At 69.1% G+C, this 19,560-nt stretch carries 17 protein-coding genes; 5 read left to right on the top strand and 12 right to left on the bottom strand.

From position 1 onward, the window contains the following. Positions 1-43: 43 nt before the first annotated feature. A complete protein-coding gene (locus SKC41_RS25635; protein WP_330980483.1) occupies positions 44-1,162 on the bottom strand; it encodes a M24 family metallopeptidase in 1,119 nt (372 codons plus the stop codon). Between the two features lie 33 nt (positions 1,163-1,195). On the opposite strand from SKC41_RS25635, the gene SKC41_RS25630 reads away from it, so the two are divergent. Next, positions 1,196-1,969 carry a B-4DMT family transporter gene (locus SKC41_RS25630; RefSeq protein WP_330980482.1) on the top strand — a complete coding sequence of 258 codons (774 nt, stop codon included), beginning with the start codon at positions 1,196-1,198 and terminating at the stop codon, positions 1,967-1,969. 3 nt (positions 1,970-1,972) lie between these two features. Here the strand turns inward: SKC41_RS25630 and aroQ are convergent, their stop codons facing one another. The 10 genes from aroQ to SKC41_RS25580 all read right to left on the bottom strand — a co-directional run bounded on the left by aroQ (position 1,973) and on the right by SKC41_RS25580 (position 11,656). After that, complete coding sequence (gene aroQ / locus SKC41_RS25625; RefSeq protein ID WP_330980481.1) at positions 1,973-2,407, bottom strand: type II 3-dehydroquinate dehydratase; 435 nt, start codon at positions 2,405-2,407, stop codon at positions 1,973-1,975. Then, positions 2,404-3,492, bottom strand: coding sequence for a 3-dehydroquinate synthase (gene aroB, locus SKC41_RS25620; protein WP_330980480.1), 1,089 nt, complete (start codon positions 3,490-3,492; stop codon positions 2,404-2,406). Before aroB ends, aroQ begins: the two co-directional genes overlap by 4 nt. Next, complete coding sequence (locus tag SKC41_RS25615) at positions 3,489-4,052, bottom strand: shikimate kinase (RefSeq protein WP_330980479.1); 564 nt, start codon at positions 4,050-4,052, stop codon at positions 3,489-3,491. The genes aroB and SKC41_RS25615 overlap by 4 nt, the downstream gene beginning before the upstream one ends. Before the next feature lie 7 nt (positions 4,053-4,059). Continuing rightward, complete coding sequence (aroC, locus tag SKC41_RS25610) at positions 4,060-5,280, bottom strand: chorismate synthase (RefSeq protein ID WP_330980478.1); 1,221 nt, start codon at positions 5,278-5,280, stop codon at positions 4,060-4,062. Between the two features lie 154 nt (positions 5,281-5,434). Beyond that, on the bottom strand, positions 5,435-5,857 hold the full coding sequence (locus SKC41_RS25605; RefSeq protein ID WP_330980477.1) for an A24 family peptidase: 423 nt from the start codon (positions 5,855-5,857) through the stop codon (positions 5,435-5,437). A 10-nt stretch (positions 5,858-5,867) separates the two neighbouring features. Then, positions 5,868-6,707, bottom strand: coding sequence for a shikimate dehydrogenase (locus SKC41_RS25600; protein ID WP_330980476.1), 840 nt, complete (start codon positions 6,705-6,707; stop codon positions 5,868-5,870). Then, complete coding sequence (locus tag SKC41_RS25595) at positions 6,682-7,929, bottom strand: endolytic transglycosylase MltG (RefSeq protein WP_330980475.1); 1,248 nt, start codon at positions 7,927-7,929, stop codon at positions 6,682-6,684. The genes SKC41_RS25600 and SKC41_RS25595 overlap by 26 nt, the downstream gene beginning before the upstream one ends. Beyond that, positions 7,922-8,467 carry a Holliday junction resolvase RuvX gene (gene ruvX, locus SKC41_RS25590; protein ID WP_330980474.1) on the bottom strand — a complete coding sequence of 182 codons (546 nt, stop codon included), beginning with the start codon at positions 8,465-8,467 and terminating at the stop codon, positions 7,922-7,924. Before ruvX ends, SKC41_RS25595 begins: the two co-directional genes overlap by 8 nt. Continuing rightward, positions 8,468-11,179 (bottom strand): alanine--tRNA ligase, encoded by a 2,712-nt coding sequence (gene alaS / locus SKC41_RS25585; RefSeq protein WP_330980473.1) that lies wholly within the window; start codon positions 11,177-11,179, stop codon positions 8,468-8,470. An 87-nt stretch (positions 11,180-11,266) separates the two neighbouring features. Then, entirely contained in the window at positions 11,267-11,656 is a 390-nt protein-coding gene (locus SKC41_RS25580; protein WP_330980617.1) for a secondary thiamine-phosphate synthase enzyme YjbQ, read from the bottom strand. Positions 11,657-11,854: 198 nt separating this feature from the next. Between SKC41_RS25580 and SKC41_RS25575 the strand changes: the two genes are divergently transcribed. Continuing rightward, positions 11,855-12,478, top strand: coding sequence for a hypothetical protein (locus SKC41_RS25575; protein ID WP_267730665.1), 624 nt, complete (start codon positions 11,855-11,857; stop codon positions 12,476-12,478). Positions 12,479-12,482: 4 nt separating this feature from the next. Here SKC41_RS25575 and SKC41_RS25570 read toward each other — a convergent pair whose 3' ends face one another. After that, positions 12,483-13,838: a replication-associated recombination protein A gene (locus tag SKC41_RS25570; RefSeq protein ID WP_330980472.1), complete on the bottom strand. Its 1,356-nt coding sequence runs from the start codon at positions 13,836-13,838 to the stop codon at positions 12,483-12,485. Positions 13,839-14,017: 179 nt separating this feature from the next. On the opposite strand from SKC41_RS25570, the gene SKC41_RS25565 reads away from it, so the two are divergent. From SKC41_RS25565 to SKC41_RS25555, 3 genes are all read left to right on the top strand, one after another. After that, positions 14,018-15,064: a hypothetical protein gene (locus SKC41_RS25565; RefSeq protein WP_330980471.1), complete on the top strand. Its 1,047-nt coding sequence runs from the start codon at positions 14,018-14,020 to the stop codon at positions 15,062-15,064. A 47-nt stretch (positions 15,065-15,111) separates the two neighbouring features. After that, positions 15,112-16,149, top strand: coding sequence for a hypothetical protein (locus SKC41_RS25560; protein ID WP_330980470.1), 1,038 nt, complete (start codon positions 15,112-15,114; stop codon positions 16,147-16,149). A 66-nt stretch (positions 16,150-16,215) separates the two neighbouring features. Next, on the top strand, positions 16,216-19,545 hold the full coding sequence (locus tag SKC41_RS25555) for a transglutaminase family protein (RefSeq protein WP_330980469.1): 3,330 nt from the start codon (positions 16,216-16,218) through the stop codon (positions 19,543-19,545). Positions 19,546-19,560: the final 15 nt, after the last annotated feature.

Here is a 19,560-nt window from a genome sequence, read left to right as displayed (position 1 = left end):
CCCGAATCCTACGCAGGCGTCCGAGTTCGGGCGCGCCTGCCGCCTACGTCAGAATGGCCAGCTCTTTGGGGAACCGGGTCAGCAGCTCCGCGGTCTGACGGCTGGTCGGTGAGCCGGCCGCGGCGACGACCAAGGTGTCCTCGATGCGGACGCCGCCGCGGCCCGGCAAGTAGACGCCGGGCTCCACCGTCACCACCGAACCGGCCAGCAAAGTCCCCGACGAGGTCGCGCCGATTCCCGGTGCTTCGTGGATCTCCAGGCCCACCCCATGCCCCAAGCCGTGGCTGAACTGTTCGCCGTATCCGGCGTCGACGATCACCTGACGCGCGGCACCGTCCACCTCACGCAGATCGGCGCCCGGCCGCAGCGCCTCCCGGCCGGCCCGCTGCGACTCGGCGACCAGCTGGTAGAGCTCCAGCTGCCAGTCCGCGGCCGTGCCCAGCACGAAGGTGCGGGTCATGTCGGAGTGATAGCCCGCGACCAGCGCGCCGAAGTCGATCTTGACGAAATCGCCGTCGGCGAGGACCGCGTCGGTCGGCCGGTGGTGCGGGATCGCCGAATTCGGTCCGGCGGCCACGATCGTCTCGAACGAGACCGCGTCGGCGCCATGATCGAGCATCAACGCCTCGAGCTCGCGGCTCACCTCACGCTCGGTGCGGCCGGGGCGCAAGCCGCCCCGCTCCACCAGGTCTTTCAGTGCGGCGTCGGCGGCCTCGCAGGCCAGCCGCAGCAGCGCCACTTCGCCCGCGTCCTTGATCTCGCGCAGCGCCTCGACCACTCCGGCGGCCCGCACCAGCTCGGTCGCGCCGCCGTGCTCGCCGACCTCGTTGGTCAGCGCGTCGAAGCCGTCCACCGTGACCACATTGCTTTCGAAGCCCAGCTTGGACACGCCCGCCTGCGCAGCCCGCCCCGCCAGGTGGCGCCCGACCGCCCGTTCGATGGCGACCTCGAGGTCGGGCGCCTGCGCCGCGGCCTGGGTGCGATAACGGCCATCGGTGGCCAAAACGGCTTCGCGATCGTCGGCGAAGACCAGCAACGCGCCGTTGGATCCGGAGAAACCTGACAGATAACGCACGTTAATCAGGTCCGTGACCAGCATCGCGTCCAGCCCGCTGGCCCCGATCTGGCATTTTAGATTGTCTCGACGCTGGGAATGTGTCACGACTCACGACGGTACTCGCTACGCTGGTTGGCCATGAGGAACTGGATGCTGCGTGGATTGGCGTTCGCTGGGCTGATGGTTGTCGTCCGGTTGTTTCAGGGGGCGATCATCAATGCGTGGCAGACGCAGGCCGCGCTGGTAAGTGTCGTACTACTTCTTCTGTTCATCATCGCCGTGAGCGTGTGGGGGGTGATGGACGGCCGGGCCGACGCGAAAGCCCACGCGGATCCGGATCGCCGCGAGGATCTGGCGATGACCTGGCTACTGGCCGGCCTGTTCGCCGGGATTGTGAGCGGGGCCGTCTCTTGGCTCATCGCGCTGTTCTACAAGGGCCTCTACACCGGGGGGCTGATCAACGAGGTGACGACGTTCGCGGCGTTCACCGCGCTGTGCGTCTTCTTACCCGGCATCATCGGCGTGGCCGTCGGCCGCTGGCGGATCGACCGCAATCCCCCTGCCGACCGCGGCACCGGAGCGGACGAGGAGCGGGCTGACACCGACGTGTTCACCGCCGCCGGCGCCGACGAGGCGCCGACCGGTGAGGTCCCCGTGCAGCACCCGGGAGCCCAGGCCCAGACGTCGGCGGTGGCCACCGCCGAGCGGGAGGCGCCCACCGAGACGATCCCGACCCGCGCGGATGACGCCAAAACCGAGACGATTCCGACCCGCGCGGACGACACCAAAACCGAGACGATCCCGACCCGCGCGGACGACACCAAAACCGAGGTGATCCGCACCGAGTCCGACCCGAAACACGCGAGCCCGGAATCCGAATGGCCGAGTTCGCAGTGGGGGAAGAAGGACTAGCCGCTAGCCCTGCTTCGCCAGGTAGCGCAGCGCCAGCAGGTAGCCTTCCACGCCCAGCCCGACGATCACTCCGGTCGCCACCGGGCTGAGATATGAGTGACGCCGAAACTCTTCGCGCGCATGCACATTGGAGATGTGCACCTCGATCAGTGGCGACCGCAGTTCGGCGCACGCGTCACGCAATGCCACCGAGGTGTGGGTCAGGCCACCGGCATTGAGAATCACCGGCTCCCCCGCATCGGCGGCCGCGTGTATCCAGTCCAGCAATTCGGCTTCGCTATCGCTTTGCCGCACAACGGCTTTGAGCCCAAGTGCGGCGGCCTCACGTTCGATGAGGTTGGCCAGCTGATCGTGCGTGGTGTCGCCGTAGACCTCGGGTTCGCGACGGCCCAGCCGGCCCAGGTTGGGGCCGTTGATGACGTTGACTGTGGCGGTCACGGCGCACACACTCCCGCGTAGGCCGTCACCAGCAGGCCCGGGTCGGGTCCCACCAACCGGCCCGGCTTGGCCAGCCCGTCGAGCACCACGAACCGCAGCACGCCGGCGCGCGATTTCTTGTCTCCGGCCATGTATTCCAGCAGTTGGGGCAGTGCGTCGGGGTCGTAGCTGACCGGCAGGCCCAGCGAGGTCAGGATGGCGCGATGGCGCGCGGCGGTGTCGTCGTCAAGCCGGCCGGTAAGCCGGGCGAGCTCGGCGGCGAATACCAGGCCCACCGATACCGCGGCGCCGTGCCGCCACTGGTAGCGCTCCCGGCGCTCGATGGCGTGTGCCAACGTGTGGCCGTAGTTCAGGATCTCGCGCAGCTCGGATTCTTTTTCGTCGGCCGCGACCACCTCGGCCTTGACGGCGATCGCGCGACGGATCAGCTCCGGCATCACGTCACCCTTGGGATCAAGAGCCGCCTGCGGGTCGGCCTCGATCAGCTCGAGGATCACCGGATCGGCGATGAACCCGGCCTTCACGACTTCGGCCATTCCGGCCACGATTTCGTTGTGCGGCAACGTTTCCAGGGTGGCAAGGTCGACCAGAACGGCGAGCGGCTGATGAAACGCGCCGACCAGGTTCTTGCCCGCCTCGGTGTTGATGCCGGTCTTGCCGCCCACCGCCGCGTCGACCATGCCCAGCAAGGTCGTCGGCACATGCACGATCGAGACGCCACGCAGCCAGGTGGCGGCCGCGAAACCCGCGACATCGGTGGCCGCGCCGCCGCCGAGACTGACCAGTGCGTCCTTGCGGTCAATGCCGATGCGGCCCAACACTTCCCAGATGAATCCGACGACCGGCAGGTCTTTGCCGGCCTCGGCGTCGGGGATCTCGATGCGGTGCGCGTCGACGCCCTGGTCGGCCAGGTAGCTGCGGATCGCCTCGGCGGTCTGCGCCAGGACCGGTTGATACAGGATCGCGACCCGGTGCCGGCCGCCGAGCAGTTCGCCCAACTCGGTGAGCAATCCGTTGCCGATCACCACCGGGTACGGCGGGTCGACGGCCACCTGCACGGTGACCGGTGGGGTGGGTTCTGTCATGGGGTTGCCTTGCTGGAATCCGCAGCGCCGGGCGTGACCGGCTGTTGGGTGGTTTGCAGGGGCAGCCGGGACATGATGTAGCGCACCACCGCCCCGGGGTTGCGGCGGTTGGTGTCGACCCGGATGGTCGCGACGCGCCGGTACAGCGGAATTCGTTGCGCCATCAGGTCGCGGTATTTCTCGGCCCGGTTTCCGCCGGCCAGCAGGGGCCGCACGGAGGTGCCGCCGGTGCGCCGCACGCCTTCGCGGGCGCCGATCTCGAGGTAGATGACGGTGTGGCCGGCCAGTGCGTCGCACACCCCCGCCGTGGTGACCGCGCCGCCGCCGAGTGACACCACGCCGTCCTGGGTGGCCAGCGCCGCGCGCACCACGTCTTCCTCGATGCGGCGGAATTCCTGTTCCCCGTCGGTGGCGAAGATGTCGGCGATGGTGCGGCCGGTCTGCTGCTCGATCAGCGCGTCGGTGTCGACGTAGCCGACGCCCATCGCCTTGGACAGCCGCCGCCCGATGGTCGACTTGCCCGAGCCCGGCAATCCGACGAGTACCGCCCTGGGGGTCACGGCGCGCCTACCCGGACGCCTTGGCGCGCGCGGCCGGTGTTTCGTGCTCGGCGACCGCGCGCCGGTAGGCCTCGATGTTGCGCCGGGTTTCGGCCAGCGAATCGCCGCCGAACTTGTCCAGCGCGGCCCGGGCCAGCACCAGCGCCACCATGGTCTCGACGACGACGCCGGCGGCCGGCACCGCGCACACGTCGGAGCGCTGGTGGATGGCGACGGCCTCGTCGCCGGTGGCCATGTCGACGGTGGCCAGCGCCCGCGGCACGGTCGAGATCGGCTTCATCGCCGCGCGCACCCGCAGCACCTGGCCGTTGGTCATGCCGCCTTCCAGGCCGCCGGCCCGGTTGGTCGAGCGGATCACGCCGTCGGGGCCCGGGTACATCTCGTCGTGCGCCTGACTGCCGCGGCGCCGCGCGGTTTGGAAGCCGTCGCCGATCTCGACGCCCTTGATCGCCTGAATGCCCATCACGGCGGCGGCCAGCTGGCTGTCCAGCCGGTTGTCGCCGCTGGTGAACGAGCCCAGCCCGACGGGCAGGCCCAGCGCCACGACTTCCACCACGCCGCCGAGGGTGTCGCCGTCCTTCTTGGCGGCCTCGATCTCGGCGATCATCGCCTGCTCGGCGGCCTTGTCGAAGGCGCGCACCGGGCTCGCGTCGATCGCCGCCAGGTCGCCGGCTCCGGGCGGCGGCCCGTCGTAGGGCTGCGACGGACCGATCGCGATGACGTGCGAGAGCACCTCGACGCCGAGCGCCTGGCGCAGGAACGACCGGGCGACGGTTCCCGCCGCGACGCGGGCGGCGGTCTCGCGCGCGCTAGCGCGCTCCAGCACCGGGCGGGCGTCGTCGAAGCCGTACTTGAGCATGCCGGCGTAGTCCGCGTGACCGGGCCGCGGCCGGGTGAGCGGCGCGTTGCGCGCTGAGTTTTCCAGGTCACCCGCTCGCTCGGGGTCGACCGGGTCGGTGGCCATCACGGTTTCCCACTTCGGCCACTCGGTGTTGCCGATCTCGATGGCGATCGGCCCGCCCAGGGTCAGGCCGTGGCGCACCCCGGCCAGCACGGTCACCGCGTCACGCTCGAACTGCATCCGCGCGCCGCGGCCGTAGCCGAGCCGGCGGCGGGCCAACTGGTCGCCGATTTCGGTGGAGGTGACCTCCACGCCCGCGACCATGCCTTCGACCACGGCTACCAGCGCGCGGCCATGGGACTCCCCGGCGGTGATCCAACGCAACACGGGTCCCATTCTCCCATGGGGGCGGGCGCGGACTTGCCACGGTGCGAGTGCATCCTGGGCTTTGCGTGTGCGCTGTCGGCCGGATTTGCGCGCTTTTGCCGCCCTGGACGCACACTCTCGACGTCCGGCACGCGCCGTCGGCCACGCCGCGGGCTCAGCCGAGCAGCGCCAACCCCGCCGCGCCCGCGGTCGCCAGGCACATCGACGGACCGTGCGGCACCGAGGCGCGGCCGCGCCACGCCACCCCGAGCAGCGCGGTCAGCAGCGGTGCCGCCAGCGCCGCCAGAAACCACACCGCGACGCCGAAACAGCCGGCCAGCCCGCCCACGCCGATCGCCAGCTTCACGTCGCCGGCCCCCATCCCGGTCGGCGAGATCAGGTGCATCAGCAGATACAGCCCCGCCAGTGCCGCGGCTCCGGCCAGCGCGAACACACCGCGTCCACCCCAGCATGCGGCCACCAGGATCACGCCGGCGCCGGGCAGCGTCAGCAGGTTGGGCAGTCGGCGTTGCCGAACGTCGTAGTAGCTCAGCACGAGCAGCCAAACCACCACCACCGCCCCCGCTGTTGCCCGCACGCGCGGGACGCTAGTCCAGGGCGGCCAACGCGCAAGTCATCGCTTCGCGGGGGGCCGGCAGCCCGGTGAACTGCTCGACCTGCGCGAAGGCCTGGTGCAGCAGCATCTGCAGGCCGTTGATCACCCGCCCGCCCGCGTCGGCCACCGCGGCGGCCAGCGGGGTGGGCCACGGGTCGTAGACGGCGTCCAGCAGCACCGGAATCGGCGCGAAAGCGCCGGCATACCGCGACGCCACGTCGGCCGGGATCGTGCTGACCAGCACCTCCGCGGTCGCCACCTCGTCGGTCAGCGCCCGGTCGTCGGAGGCACCCAACCCGCAGAACCGGGTCGGCACGCCGATCCGCGTTCCCAGGTCCACCAACCGGGCCGCCTTCTGCGGGTTGCGCGCGACGACCGTGATGCCGCTGACGCCGAGGCGCGCCAGGCCCACGACGGCCGCCGGCGCGGTGCCGCCCGATCCACAGACCAGCGCCCATCCCGAGGCCGAGCCGATCGCCCCGGCGACGCCGTCGATGTCGGTGTTGTCGGCCCGCCAGCCGTGCGGCGTGCGCACCAGGGTGTTGGCCGACCCCACCTGCTCGGCGCGTTCGGTGCGCTCATCGGCGAACCCCAGCGCGGCGAACTTGCCCGGCGCGGTCACCGACACGCCGACCCACTCCGGCCCGAACCCGCCGACGAGGCCCGGCAACTCCTCGGCGCCGCACTCGATGCGCTCGTAGGTCCAGCCGTGCAGGCCCAGCGCGTGATAGGCGGCCAGGTGCAGTTGCGGGGACTTGGAATGGGCGATCGGCGAGCCGAGGACGGCCGCCTTTCTCGGGTCCCCGCTAGCGGGGCGTGCTGTCGAGGACACCGTTGTGCTTAGCCAGCTCGATGTTGGCCAAATGCTGCTTGTAGTCCTTGGTGAACAGCGTGGTCCCCTGGGCGTCGATCGTGACGAAGTACAACCAGTCACCCGGCTCGGGATGCTCGGCCGCATGCAGCGCGTCGATGCCGGGCGAGCAGATCGCCGTGGCGGGCAGACCGGGTGAGACGTAGGTGTTCCAGGGCGTCTTCTGCGCCCGGTCGGCATCGCTGGTGGCCACCTCGCGGCGGTCCAGCGGATAGTTCACCGTCGAGTCGAACTCCAGCGTGTGGTGGGCGTTCAGGCGGTTGTAGATGACCTGCGCCACCTTCGCGAAGTCCTGCGAGTTGGATTCCTGCTGCACCAGCGAGGCCACCACGAGGATGTCGTAGGGCGACAGCTTCATGGCCTGCGCGCTGTCCATCAGCCCGGACTGCATGTAGGTCGCGGCCCCCGCGCTGATCAGGTTGGCCAGGATGTTCTGCGGCGACGCCGACGGATCGACGTTGAAGGTTCCCGGCGCGATCAGCCCCTCGAGGCGGCGGTGGTCGGTGCCCAGCTCGGTGACCGGCTGAATCGCCCAGGCCGGCACGGACAACACGTTGGGCGGGGTGTTGCCCGCCGCCGCGCGCAGGTCCTCCACCGAGACGCAGTGCTTGTTGTCGTCGAGGTCCACGCAGGTGGCGCGGGAGATCAGCGTCAGGATTCCCGGGTTGCCCTTGTTGGTCTTCATGTCGGTGGTGTCGTCGAGCTGACGCCCCTCCGGGATGACGAGCTTGCCCACCCGGTTGCCGGGGTCGGTCAGCCGCGCGACGGCCGAATCGGCCGGGATTTCGGTGCGCATCCGGTAGAAGCCCGGCTGGATCGAGGTGATCGCGGCGTTGCCGTGCGCGGCGTTGATGAATGCCCGGACGGTCTTGATCACACCCTGGTTGTGCAGCGTCTCGCCGACCATCGTCGTCGAGTCGCCGGCCTGTATCTGAATCACGATGTCGCGCTTGCCGTCTCCGCTGTAATCGTCACCGGCGCCGAACATCGTGTGCCACATTTTGGAGCCGACGAAGACCGCGGCCACCACGATCACGACCAGCACGGCCAGCACGATCCGGCCGGTGAAGCGGCGCCGCCGACGACCACGCTCGGCCTGGATGCGGGCCATCCGGCTCATCCGGTGCCGGGGTGGACCGACCGCGGCCGGCTCGGCCCGTTCGTCTCGAGCGCTATCAACCATCGACGACATCTCCCGCCGGGGACTGGGCCCGCGTTGCCCGGCGCTGATCGAGCCAGCTCTGCAGGATCGCCACGGCCGCCGCCTGGTCGATCACCGCCCGCTGCTCCTTGGCCCGCACACCCGCCTGGCGCAGGGAACGCTGCGCGCTGACGGTGGTCAGTCGCTCGTCGGCCAGCCGCACCGGCACCGGCGCGGCTCCCCGCGCCAGAACTTCCGTCAGCGCCTCGGCCACCTCGATCGCATCGAGCGCCGACGGGCCGATGCGGTCGGCCAGCGTCCGGGGCAGCCCGACGACCACCTCGACGGCTTCCAGCTCGCCGACGAGCTCGGCCAGCCGTCGGAGGTGCTTGCCGGACCGGTCGCGGCGCACCGTTTCCACCGGGGTGGCGAGGATGCCGTCGGGATCGCTGGCGGCCACGCCGATGCGCACACTGCCCACGTCGATGCCGAGGCTTCGCCCGGGTCGGCGGCCCCGACCCGGATTGTCCTGGTTAGGGTCGCCGGGCCGGTCGGGCAAGCGATGCTCTGCCAATTCCACTCAACCGACCTGCGCTATCACGGCGATCTCGGAGCGGACGGCCTCCAGCGCCGCGTCAATGCCGGTCGGATTCTTGCCGGAGCCCTGCGCCAGGTCGGGCTTGCCGCCGCCGCGGCCGTCGACGGCCATGGCCAGCTGTTTGACCAGGTCGTTGGCGCGGAGCCCGAGATCTTGGGCGGCCGGATTGGCGGCGACGGCGTAGGGCACGGTTTCGCTCTCACCCTCGGCGATCAGCGCGACCACCGCCGGATCGCTGCCCAGCTTGCCCTTGATGTCGCCGACGAGGGAACGCAGATCGGCCGCCGTCATCCCACCCGCCATCCGCTGCGCCACCACACGGACGTTACCGATCCGCTCCGCGCCGGCCGCGGCATTGACCGCCGCGGCCTTCGCACCGGCCAGCCGGGCACGTTCGAGTTCCTTCTCGGCGGCCTTGAGCCGCTCGACCAGGTTGGCCACCCGGGCGGGCACTTCGTCGGACGGCACCTTCAGCGACGACGCCAGCCCCGCCATCAACGCCCGCTCCTTGGCCAGGTGCCGGAACGACTCCAGCCCGACGTAGGCCTCCACCCGGCGCACCCCCGAGCCGATCGACGATTCGCCGAGGATCGTCACCGGGCCGATCTGCGCCGAGTTGTGCACGTGGGTTCCCCCGCACAGCTCCAGCGAGAATGGGCCGCCGATCTCCACCACCCGCACTTCGTCGGGGTAGGCCTCACCGAACAGCGCCATCGCGCCCATCGCCTTGGCCTTCTCCAGAGATTCGTTGAAGGTGTGCACCTCGAAGTCGGCCTGTACGGCCTCGTTGGTCACTTCTTCGATCTGGCTGCGCTGCTCGTCGGATAGCGCGCCCTGCCAGTTGAAGTCGAAGCGCAGGTAGCCCGGACGGTTCAGCGATCCGGCCTGAACGGCGTTGGGGCCCAATACTTGTCGCAGTGCGGCGTGCACCATGTGGGTGCCCGAGTGGCCCTGGGTAGCACCCTTGCGCCAGCCGGGATCCACCGCCGCGATCACGGTGTCGCCCTCGACGAACTCACCGGACTCGACGTTAACCCGATGCACCCAAAGGGTTTTGCCGATCTTTTGTACATCGGTGACCGCCGCCCGGGCGCTCTCGCCTGCTCCCGTTCCGCTGATGGTCCCCTCGTCGGCGATTTGGCCACCGGATTCCGCGTACAGCGGCGTGCGGTCCAGGATCAGTTCGACCCGATCGGCCGCCTCGGCGCCCCGCAAGCCGTGTGCGACCACCGGGACCCGCTTGCCGTCGACGAAGATGCCCAAAATCCTTGCTTGCGAGCTTAACTCGTCGAAGCCGGTGAACTCGGTCGGGCCGGCGTCGACCAGCTCGCGGTACGCGGTCAGGTCGGCGTGCGCGTGCTTGCGTGCGGCGGCATCGGCCTTGGCGCGCCGGCGCTGCTCGGCCATCAGCTCCCGGAAGCCGATTTCGTCGACCTGCAGGCCGGCCTCCGACGCCATCTCCAGGGTGAGCTCGATCGGGAAGCCGTAGGTGTCGTGCAGGGTGAAGGCGTCCGAGCCGGAAACCACGTTGGCCCCGGCGGCTTTGGTGGCGCCGGCCACGTCGTCGAACAGCTTCGAGCCCGACGCCAGCGTGCGGTTGAACGCGGTTTCCTCGGCGACGGCGATGCGCTTGATCCGGTCGAAATCCGCGACGAGCTCGGGATAGGACGGGCCCATCGCGTCGCGCACCGTGGTCATCAGGTCGCCGACGATCGGGCCGTCGATGCCCAGCAGCTTGGCCGAGCGGATCACCCGGCGCAGCAGCCGGCGCAGCACGTAACCTCGGCCGTCGTTGCCCGGGCTCACGCCGTCACCGATCAGGATCGCCGCGGTGCGGCTGTGGTCGGCGATCACCCGGTAGCGCACGTCGTCGTCATGGTTGCCGACGTCATACGGGCGCGCGGCGACCAGGGCCACTTTGTCTATGACCGGTCGCAGCAGGTCGGTTTCGTACACGTTGTGCACGCCCTGCAGGATGAACGCGACCCGTTCCACACCCATGCCGGTGTCAATGTTCTTGCGCGGCAACGGCCCAAGGATCTCGAAGTCTTCTTTGCTGGTTCCCTCGCCGCGCTCGTTCTGCATGAACACGAGGTTCCAGATCTCGATGTAACGGTCCTCGTTGGCGATCGGGCCGCCCTCGACGCCGAATTCCGGGCCACGGTCGTAGTAGATCTCCGACGACGGGCCGCAAGGTCCGGGGATGCCCATCGACCAATAGTTGTCCGCCATGCCCCGGCGTTGGATCCGCTCGGCGGGCAGCCCGGCAATCTCCTGCCACAGCCGCACGGCCTCGTCGTCGTCGAAAAAGACCGTCGTCCATATTTTTTCGGGGTCCAGACCGTAACCACCGTCGGCGACGGAATCGGTCAGCAAGGACCAGGCCAGCTCGATGGCCTCGCGCTTGAAGTAGTCGCCGAACGAGAAGTTGCCGGCCATCTGGAAGAAGGTGTTGTGCCGCGTGGTGATGCCCACCTCGTCGATATCCGGCGTGCGGATGCACTTCTGGATGCTGGTGGCCGTCGCGTACGGCGGCGTGCGGGCGCCCAGGAAGAACGGCACGAACTGGACCATGCCGGCGTTGACGAACAACAGGTTCGGGTCGTCGAGGATCACCGATGCACTCGGCACTTCGGTGTGACCCGCCTTCACGAAGTGATCAAGAAACCTTTTCCTGATCTCGTGTGTCTGCACTGTTTTCCGCTTCTTCCTATAAGGCTGTCCGACGACGTGTTTCGACCGCTCACAGTACCGGTCCCGGCGCGGCCCCTAACCCGACAGCTAACCCTCCAAAAAGCTCAACCGCACCGAACGCCGCGGGTTGTCCCGGTTGAGGTCGACCAAAACGACGCTTTGCCAGGTGCCCAGCTGCGGCTCGCCGGCCGCGACCGGCAGCGTCACCGACGGCGCGACGATCGCCGGCAACACGTGGTCGGCACCGTGCCCGGCCGAGCCGTGCGCGTGCCGGTAGCGGTCATCGCGCGGCAACAGCCGCTCCAGCGTGTCGACCAGGTCGTCGTCGGAACCGGCGCCGGTCTCGATGATCGCGACCCCGGCGGTTGCGTGCGGGACGAACACGTTGCACAGGCCGTCCCCGTAGGAGAAGCAAAACCTGCGCACCGCGTCGGTCAGATCCACGATGCGACGACTCGTGGTGTCCACCTCGAGCACATCCGTATGCATCTGACCAAGAGTACGGCGCGCCCGCGCTGACCAGCCAATCGTCTGTGAGCGCGGCCACACGAAGCGGACACGCCGATAACACTGCGGGAAGCCATTGCCAGCGCTAGCCGGGAGGAGGAAGGTTACTTGTCAGGGGGGCCGAACGCGACGCCGGGGGCGTTGCTCAGACGAGTTAGGGGTCCATCCGTGTTCGCACGTTCTTTCACCATCGAGGGACAACCCGAGTCGGTCGACACCGGAATCGCGCATTGTCGCGACGTCGTCGTGCCGGCTATGGAGGAGCTTGACGGGTGTGTCGGCCTTTCGCTGTTGGTAGACCGACAATCCGGCCGCTGCGTCGCCACCAGCTCATGGGAGAGCATCAAGGAGATGCGCGCCAGCGCTGAGCGGGTAGCCATCATTCGCGACCACATCGCGCTGATGTTCGACGGCAGCGCGAGCGTGCAGGAATGGAGCGTGGCCTTCCTGAACCGGCGCCAGCCGTCGCTCGAGGGCGCCGCGGTGCGGGCCACCTGGGTCAAGATCGTGCCGGACCAGCTCGAGCGCTCTCTCGACTTCTACCAATTGATCGTGGTTCCGGAGATGGAGGACCTCGAGGGTTTCTGCAACGCCAGCCTGCTGGTCGACCACCCCACCTCGCGGCGGGCGGTGTTGTGCACGACGTTCGAGAGCCAGGAGGCGATGGCCCGCAACAGCGACACGGCCAGCGAGCTGCGCAGCCGGCGGGCCCGCGACCTGGGGGTCGAGATCGTCGACGTCGCCGAGTTCGAGCTGGCGATCGCCAACGTGAAAGTGGCCGACCTGGTCTGAGCGGCTAGCCGCGCTTGCGGCGGATGATCGCGCGCAACCGCTCCAGGCGCCCGGTGATCTCGCGTTCGACGCCGCGACCGGTGGGCCGGTAGTAGTCGACGTCCGCCAGCTCGTCCGGCGGATATTGTTGCGCGACAACGCCATCCGGGTGGTCGTGCGCGTATTTGTAGCCCTGCGCGTTGCCCAGTGCGGCCGCTCCCGAGTAGTGGCCGTCGCGCAGATGCGCGGGCACCAGACCCGCCATGCCGGCCTTGATGTCGTTCATCGCCGCGCCCAGCGCGGTGGTCACCGCGTTCGACTTCGGCGCGGTGGCCAGGTGAATCGTGGCCTGCGCCAACGTCAGTTGCGCCTCGGGCATGCCGATCAGCGCCACGGTCTGCGCGGCGGCCACCGCGATCTGCAGCGCCGTGGGGTCGGCCATACCGATGTCCTCGCTGGCCAGGATCATCAGCCGGCGCGCGATGAACCGCGGGTCCTCTCCCGCGACGAGCATGCGGGCCAGGTAATGCAGCGCCGCGTCGACGTCGGAGCCACGCACCGATTTGATGAACGCGCTGATGACGTCGTAGTGCTGATCGCCGTCGCGGTCGTAGCGCACGGCGGCTTTGTCCAGTGACTGTTCGACGGCCGCGACGGTCAGCTCGCCGCCCGCCTCGACCGTCTCCGCGGCGACCTCCAACGCGGTCAGCGCACGGCGGGCGTCGCCGGCCGCCAATTGCACCAGCAGGTCGACGGCCTCGGGCTGCACGCCGATCTGGCCGCCCAGGCCCCGCGGATCGTCGATGGCGCGCTGCACCACGGTCCGGATGTCGTCGGCCGTCAGCGGGCGCAGCTGCAGGATCAGCGATCGCGACAGCAGCGGCGCCACGACCGAGAACGACGGGTTCTCGGTCGTCGCCGCCACCAGCAACACCACCCGGTTCTCCACCGCGGACAGCAACGCGTCCTGCTGGGTTTTCGAAAACCGGTGCACCTCGTCGATGAACAGCACCGTCTGCTCGCCGGAAAGGAGGCCCTTGCGTGCGCTGTCTATGACCGCCCGGACGTCCTTGACCCCCGCCGACAAGGCCGACAGCGCTTCGAATCGGCGGCCGGTCGCGTGCGAGACCAGCGCCGCCAACGTCGTCTTGCCGCTTCCCGGCGGGCCGTACAAGATGGCCGACGCCACCCCCGAGCCCTCGACCAGCCGGCGCAGCGGCGAGCCGGGCGCCAGCAAGTGGTCCTGTCCCACGACCTCGTCCAGCGACGCCGGGCGCATCCGCACCGCCAGGGGCGCGCCGGCCGGCACGCTCAGGGCGTCGTTGGCCGTCTGCGATTCGCCGGGCAGGTCAAACAGACCGTCGGACACGGCTTCAGGCATACCACGCAGCTGGGACAGGTGCGCGTATTGGCGGCTGGGATACGAAACCGACCCCGCAACAGGCTGTAAAGAAGCGAAGCCCAATTCTCGCTCCCCCGCCGCATATTTGCTAAGTTCCGGGTTGCCTAGTTCCGCGCGTGCGCCCAGCAAGCTCTTCCGACAGCAAATTAGGACGGCAAATGAGCCAGCCCCCCGAACAGCCAGGCGACCCGGCCGAACCCTTCGCCGGCGACCAGAACCCTGCGGGCTACGCGCCGCCGCCCCGTCACGCCGCGCCGGGCTATGGCGCCCCGCCTCCGCCGCCCCCGGGCTACGGCCAGCCGCCCGGCGGCTACAACCCGCCGCCCGGCAGCGCGCCGCCCCCGGGCTACGCAGCTCCGCCTCCCCCGCCCCCCGGCTACGGGGCACCGCCCGCGGGATACCCGCCGCCGCCCGGCTTCGGCGCCTATGGGGACCCGGCGTCCCCCCAGTTCGACGTCACCCAGGCCTTCAAGTGGTCGTGGGGCAAGTTTCAGCAGAACATCGCCGCACTGGTCGTTCCGGTCTTGATCTACGTCGCGGTGATCACCGTGTTCGCCCTGATCGCCGCGCTGCTGCCGATGGTTTTCGGTGAGAGCACGAGCACCACTTACACCGACAGCTACGGCGAGACCACCAGCGGCGTGGACATCGCGTATGGCCCGGCGTCGATCGCGGTCATGGTCGTCGGCTACGTGCTGCTCTTCATCGCCGCGATCTACATGCACGCGGGGGTGACGACCGGCTGCCTGGACATCGCCGACGGCAAGCCGGTGACGATCGGCACGTTCTTCAAGCCACGCAATGTCGGCGCGGTGTTCGTCGTCGCGTTGCTGGTCGCATTCGGCACCGTGGTCGGATCGATCCTGTGCATTATCCCCGGCATCATCTTTGCGTTCGTCACCTTGTTCGCCATCCCGTTCGTCGTCGACCGGTCGCTGTCACCGGTGGAATCCATCAAGGCCAGCATCGCGACGACGCGGGCCAACCTCGTCCCTGCGTTGCTGTCGTGGCTGGTGCAGTACGCGGTGGTGCTGGTCGGCGAACTGCTATGCGGGGTGGGCATGATCGCGGCCATCCCGGTTGCCGCGCTGATCCAGGTTTACACCTACCGCAAGCTATCCGGCGGTCAGGTCGTGCCGCTGGAGCAGCCCGGTTACCCGGCGGGACCGCCCGCCGGGCCCCCACCCGGACAACAGTTCGCCTAGGCAGCCGAAGTCCAATCCAAGTTCCGCGCGCACGTTAGGACGGCGACATGAGCCAGCCCCCTGAATATCCAGGTGATTCGGCCGAACCCTTCGGCGCCAGCCCGAATCCTCCGGGCTACGGCCCACCTCCCGGCAGCGCGCCACCGCCGGGTTATGGCGCGACCCCGCCCCCCGGCTACGGCCCACCGCCCGGTTATGGCGCGACCCCGCCCCCCGGCTACGGCCCACCGCCCGGTTATGGCGCGACCCCGCCCCCGGGCTACGGCCCACCGCCCGGTTATGGCGCGCCTCCTCCCGGCTACGGACCGCCCCCGGGCTACGGCGGCCCGCCCAAGCCGCAATTCAGCGTGGGTGAGGCCTTCAGCTGGGCCTGGAACACATTCACCAAGAACGCCGTCGCGCTGATCGTTCCCACCCTTATCTTCGGTCTGCTGTTCGCCGCGTCGTCCGCGCTGAACTTTGTGGGCCAGAACATGAGCTCGAACGTGACGCCATACGACTCCTCCGACTACGACTTCGCCTTCGCGGCGAATCTCAGTCCCACCGGAATGGCGGTCGTCGGCCTCGGCTACGTCGTCTCCCTGATTGTGACCGCGTATGCCCAGGCCGCGTTCTTCTCCGGATGCCTGGATCTCGCGGACGGCCGGCCGGTGAGCATCGGATCCTTCTTCAAACCACGCAACCTCGGCATGGCCTTTCTCGCCGCGATCCTGGTCAGCATTGTCACCTCGGTCGGCTATGCCGCGTGCTTCGTACCAGGCATGATCGTCACGATCTTCACCCAGTTCGTCATCCTGTTCGTGGTCGATCGCTCGGAGAGCGCCTTCAAGGGTTTCGCCTCCGGCTTCTCGTTGGTCGGCTCGAATTTCCTGAACGCCCTGCTGGTGTGGTTGGTCACCATGGCCACAGTGATCGTCGGTGCGCTGTTGTGCGGTGTCGGCCTCTTGGTGGCCGCCCCGCTGGTGGCCCTGATCCTGACGTACGCCTACCGCAAGCTTTCGGGTGGTCAGGTGGCGCCGGTGCAGCAGCCCGGCTACCAGCCCGGACCGTCCGCCGGCCCCCCATCGGGACCGCTGCCCGTCTAGCCAACCCGGCTCCGCTCGCTCGCGGCGCGCTGCGGCGCTGCGGCCCTTGTGATGAGATCAGCGGTTATGAGCATCAAAGTTGCGCTGGAGCATCGCACCAGTTACACCTTTGACCGGCTGGTCGGAGTGTTCCCGCACGTGGTGCGGCTGCGCCCGGCTCCGCACTCGCGCACGCCCATCGAGGCCTACTCGTTGCGCATCGAGCCCGCCGACCACTTCATCAACTGGCAACAGGACGCGCTCGGCAATTTCCTTGCCCGGCTTGTGTTTCCGAATCCCATGCAGCAGTTGACGATCACCGTCGGCCTGATCGCCGACCTCAAGGTGATCAACCCGTTCGACTTCTTCATCGAGGACTGGGCCGAAATATGGCCTCCCGCTTCGGGGTTGGTCTATCCCAAGGCGCTCGCCGACGATCTCAAGCCCTATCTGCGCCCGGTCGACGAGGATATCGAAGGGTCGGGCCCCGGTGAGCTGGTGCGGGCCTGGGTGGAGAACTTCTCGGTGCCCGACGGCACCCGCACCATCGACTTCCTGGTCGCGCTCAACCATGCGGTCAACGCCGACGTGGCCTACAGCCTGCGGATGGAACCCGGTGTCCAGACACCGGATTTCACGCTGCGCACCGGCGTCGGATCGTGCCGCGATTCGGCATGGCTGCTGGTGTCGATCCTGCGCCAGTTCGGGCTGGCCGCCCGGTTCGTCTCCGGCTATCTGGTGCAGCTGGCCTCCGACGTGGAAGCCCTCGACGGCCCGTCGGGGCCCGCCGCCGATTTCACCGACCTGCACGCGTGGACCGAGGTGTATATCCCCGGCGCCGGCTGGATCGGACTCGATCCCACGTCGGGGCTGTTCGCCGGTGAAGGCCACATCCCACTGGCGGCCACCCCGCATCCCTCGAGCGCTGCCCCCATCACCGGCAGCACCGACCCGTGTGAGACCACCCTGGAGTTCTCCAACACCGTCACCCGCATCCACGAGGATCCGCGCGTCACGCGGCCCTACACCGACGCGGCGTGGGAGACCATCTGCGCAGTCGGCCGCGGTGTCGACGAACGGCTTGCCGCCGCCGATGTCCGGCTGACGGTCGGCGGCGAACCGACGTTTGTGTCGGTGGACAACCAGGTGGACGAGGAGTGGACGACCGCCGCTGACGGTCCGCACAAGCGAGAGCGCGCGTCCGCGCTGGCCGCTCGGCTGAAAGCGGTGTGGGCACCGCAGGGGCTGATCCATCGCGGCCAGGGTCGGTGGTATCCGGGAGAACCGTTGCCGCGCTGGCAGATTGGATTGTATTGGCGCACCGACGGGCTGCCCCTGTGGACCGACGACGCGCTGCTGGCCGACCCCTGGGCGTCCCAGCCGACAAGCTCGACCGCGGACACCGAGACGGCCTACAAGATCCTCGCCGAGGTCGCCGGGGGTCTGGGATTGCCGCTGTCCCAGGTGCGGCCTGCCTTCGAGGACCCGTTGGCCCGGTTGGCGGCCAAAGTCCGCCTCCCGCAGGGCGACGCGGTGGATCCCGACGACGACCTCGCCGACGACGACGCGCAGGCGCGCGCCGCACTGCTGGCTCGCCTCGAGGAAACCACCACGGCCCCAGCCGCATTCGTGTTGCCGCTGCACCGCCGCGACGACGACCTGGGTTGGGCCAGCGCGGACTGGCGGCTGCGCCGCGGCCGCGTCGTGCTGCTCGACGGAGATTCGCCCGCGGGGCTGCGACTCCCGCTGAGTTCGATCAGCTGGAAGCCGCCGCGGCCGAGGTTCGACGTCGATCCCACCGCCGTGTCGGACGCCATGCCGGCGGAGTCGACCAGCGCGCCGGTCGAAGACGCGGACACCGCACCCCCGACCGCGATGGTCGCCGAGGCCCGCGACGGGCTGCTGTACGTGTTCGTCCCGCCCACCGAGGCGCTGGAGCACTTCGTCGACCTCATCGCCCGCATCGAGGCCGCGGCCGCCAAAACCCGCAGCCCGGTCGTCATCGAGGGCTATGGCCCGCCGCCGGACCCGCGGCTGCAGTCGACGACGATCACCCCCGACCCCGGTGTCATCGAAGTCAACATCGCGCCCACCGCCAGTTTCGACGAACAGCGCCAGCAGCTCGAAACCCTGTACGAGCAAGCACGATTGGCCCGACTGTCCACGGAGTCGTTCGACTTCGACGGCAGCCACGGCGGCACGGGAGGCGGCAACCACATCACGCTCGGCGGCGTGACGCCGGCGGACTCGCCGCTGCTGCGCCGTCCGGATCTGCTCGTCTCGCTGCTGACCTACTGGCAACGGCACCCGTCGCTGTCTTACCTGTTCGCCGGCCGGTTCGTCGGCACCACGTCGCAGGCGCCACGCGTTGACGAGGGCCGCGCCGAGGCCCTGTACGAGCTCGAGATCGCGTTCGCCGAGATCGCCCGGCTCGCTTCGTCTTCCAAGGGTGGGCCGCCACCACCGTGGGTGACCGACCGCGCGCTGCGGCACCTGCTGACCGACGTCACCGGCAACACCCACCGCGCCGAGTTCTGCATCGACAAGCTCTACAGCCCCGACAGCCCCCGCGGCCGACTCGGTTTGCTGGAGCTGCGCGGGTTCGAGATGCCGCCGCACCTGCGGATGGCGATGGTGCAGTCGCTGTTGGTGCGCTCGCTGGTGGCCTGGTTCTGGGACGAGCCGCTGCGCGCCCCGCTGATCCGGCACGGGACTAACCTGCACGGGCGATACCTGTTGCCGCATTTCCTGATTCACGACATCGCGGATGTCGCCGCCGACCTGCGCGCGCACGGCATCGCGTTCGAGACCAGCTGGCTGGACCCGTTCACCGAATTCCGGTTCCCGCGCATCGGTACCGCGGTCTTCGACGGCGTCGAGATCGAGCTGCGGGGAGCGATCGAGCCGTGGAACACCCTCGGCGAGGAGGCCACCGCGACGGGCACCGCCCGCTACGTCGACTCGTCGGTCGAGCGGCTGCAGATCCGCATCATCGGCGCCGACCGGCACCGCTACGTGGTGACCTGCAACGGCTATCCAGTGCCGTTGCTGGCCACCGACAACCCCGACATCCATGTGGGCGGGGTGCGGTACAAGGCGTGGCAGCCGCCCAGTGCGCTGCATCCGACGATCACCACCGACGTGCCGTTGCAGTTCGAGCTGATCGATCTGACGTCGGGCACCTCGCGTGGCGGCTGCACCTATCACGTCTCGCATCCGGGTGGCATGGCCTACGAGGAGCCGCCCGTCAACGCCGTTGCCGCCGAATCGCGCCGCGCCCGACGGTTCGAGGCGATCGGCTTCACCCCGGGCAAATCGGACCTCGCCGGCATCCGGGAGAAGCAGGCCCGGATATTCACCGATATCGGCGCGCCGGGCATTCTCGACCTGCGGCGCGTGCGTACCGTGCAGCAGTAATGGCGTCTTCGGAAA

The sequence above is a fragment of the Mycobacterium sp. 050128 genome (genome assembly GCF_036409155.1).
GTDB lineage: Bacteria > Actinomycetota > Actinomycetes > Mycobacteriales > Mycobacteriaceae > Mycobacterium.
Note: the sequence above shows the minus strand (reverse complement) of the source record. Positions and strands in the feature narration are given on the sequence as shown.

What these genes read in the sequence shown, in the direction of transcription:
- SKC41_RS25630 (WP_330980482.1), top strand. Translation starts at nt 1,196, where the DNA reads ATGAGGAACTGGATGCTGCGTGGATTGGCGTTCGCTGGGCTGATGGTT.
- aroB (WP_330980480.1), bottom strand. Translation starts at nt 3,492, where the DNA reads ATGACAGAACCCACCCCACCGGTCACCGTGCAGGTGGCCGTCGACCCG.
- SKC41_RS25595 (WP_330980475.1), bottom strand. Translation starts at nt 7,929, where the DNA reads ATGGTTGATAGCGCTCGAGACGAACGGGCCGAGCCGGCCGCGGTCGGT.
- SKC41_RS25570 (WP_330980472.1), bottom strand. Translation starts at nt 13,838, where the DNA reads ATGCCTGAAGCCGTGTCCGACGGTCTGTTTGACCTGCCCGGCGAATCG.
- SKC41_RS25565 (WP_330980471.1), top strand. Translation starts at nt 14,018, where the DNA reads ATGAGCCAGCCCCCCGAACAGCCAGGCGACCCGGCCGAACCCTTCGCC.
- SKC41_RS25560 (WP_330980470.1), top strand. Translation starts at nt 15,112, where the DNA reads ATGAGCCAGCCCCCTGAATATCCAGGTGATTCGGCCGAACCCTTCGGC.
- SKC41_RS25555 (WP_330980469.1), top strand. Translation starts at nt 16,216, where the DNA reads ATGAGCATCAAAGTTGCGCTGGAGCATCGCACCAGTTACACCTTTGAC.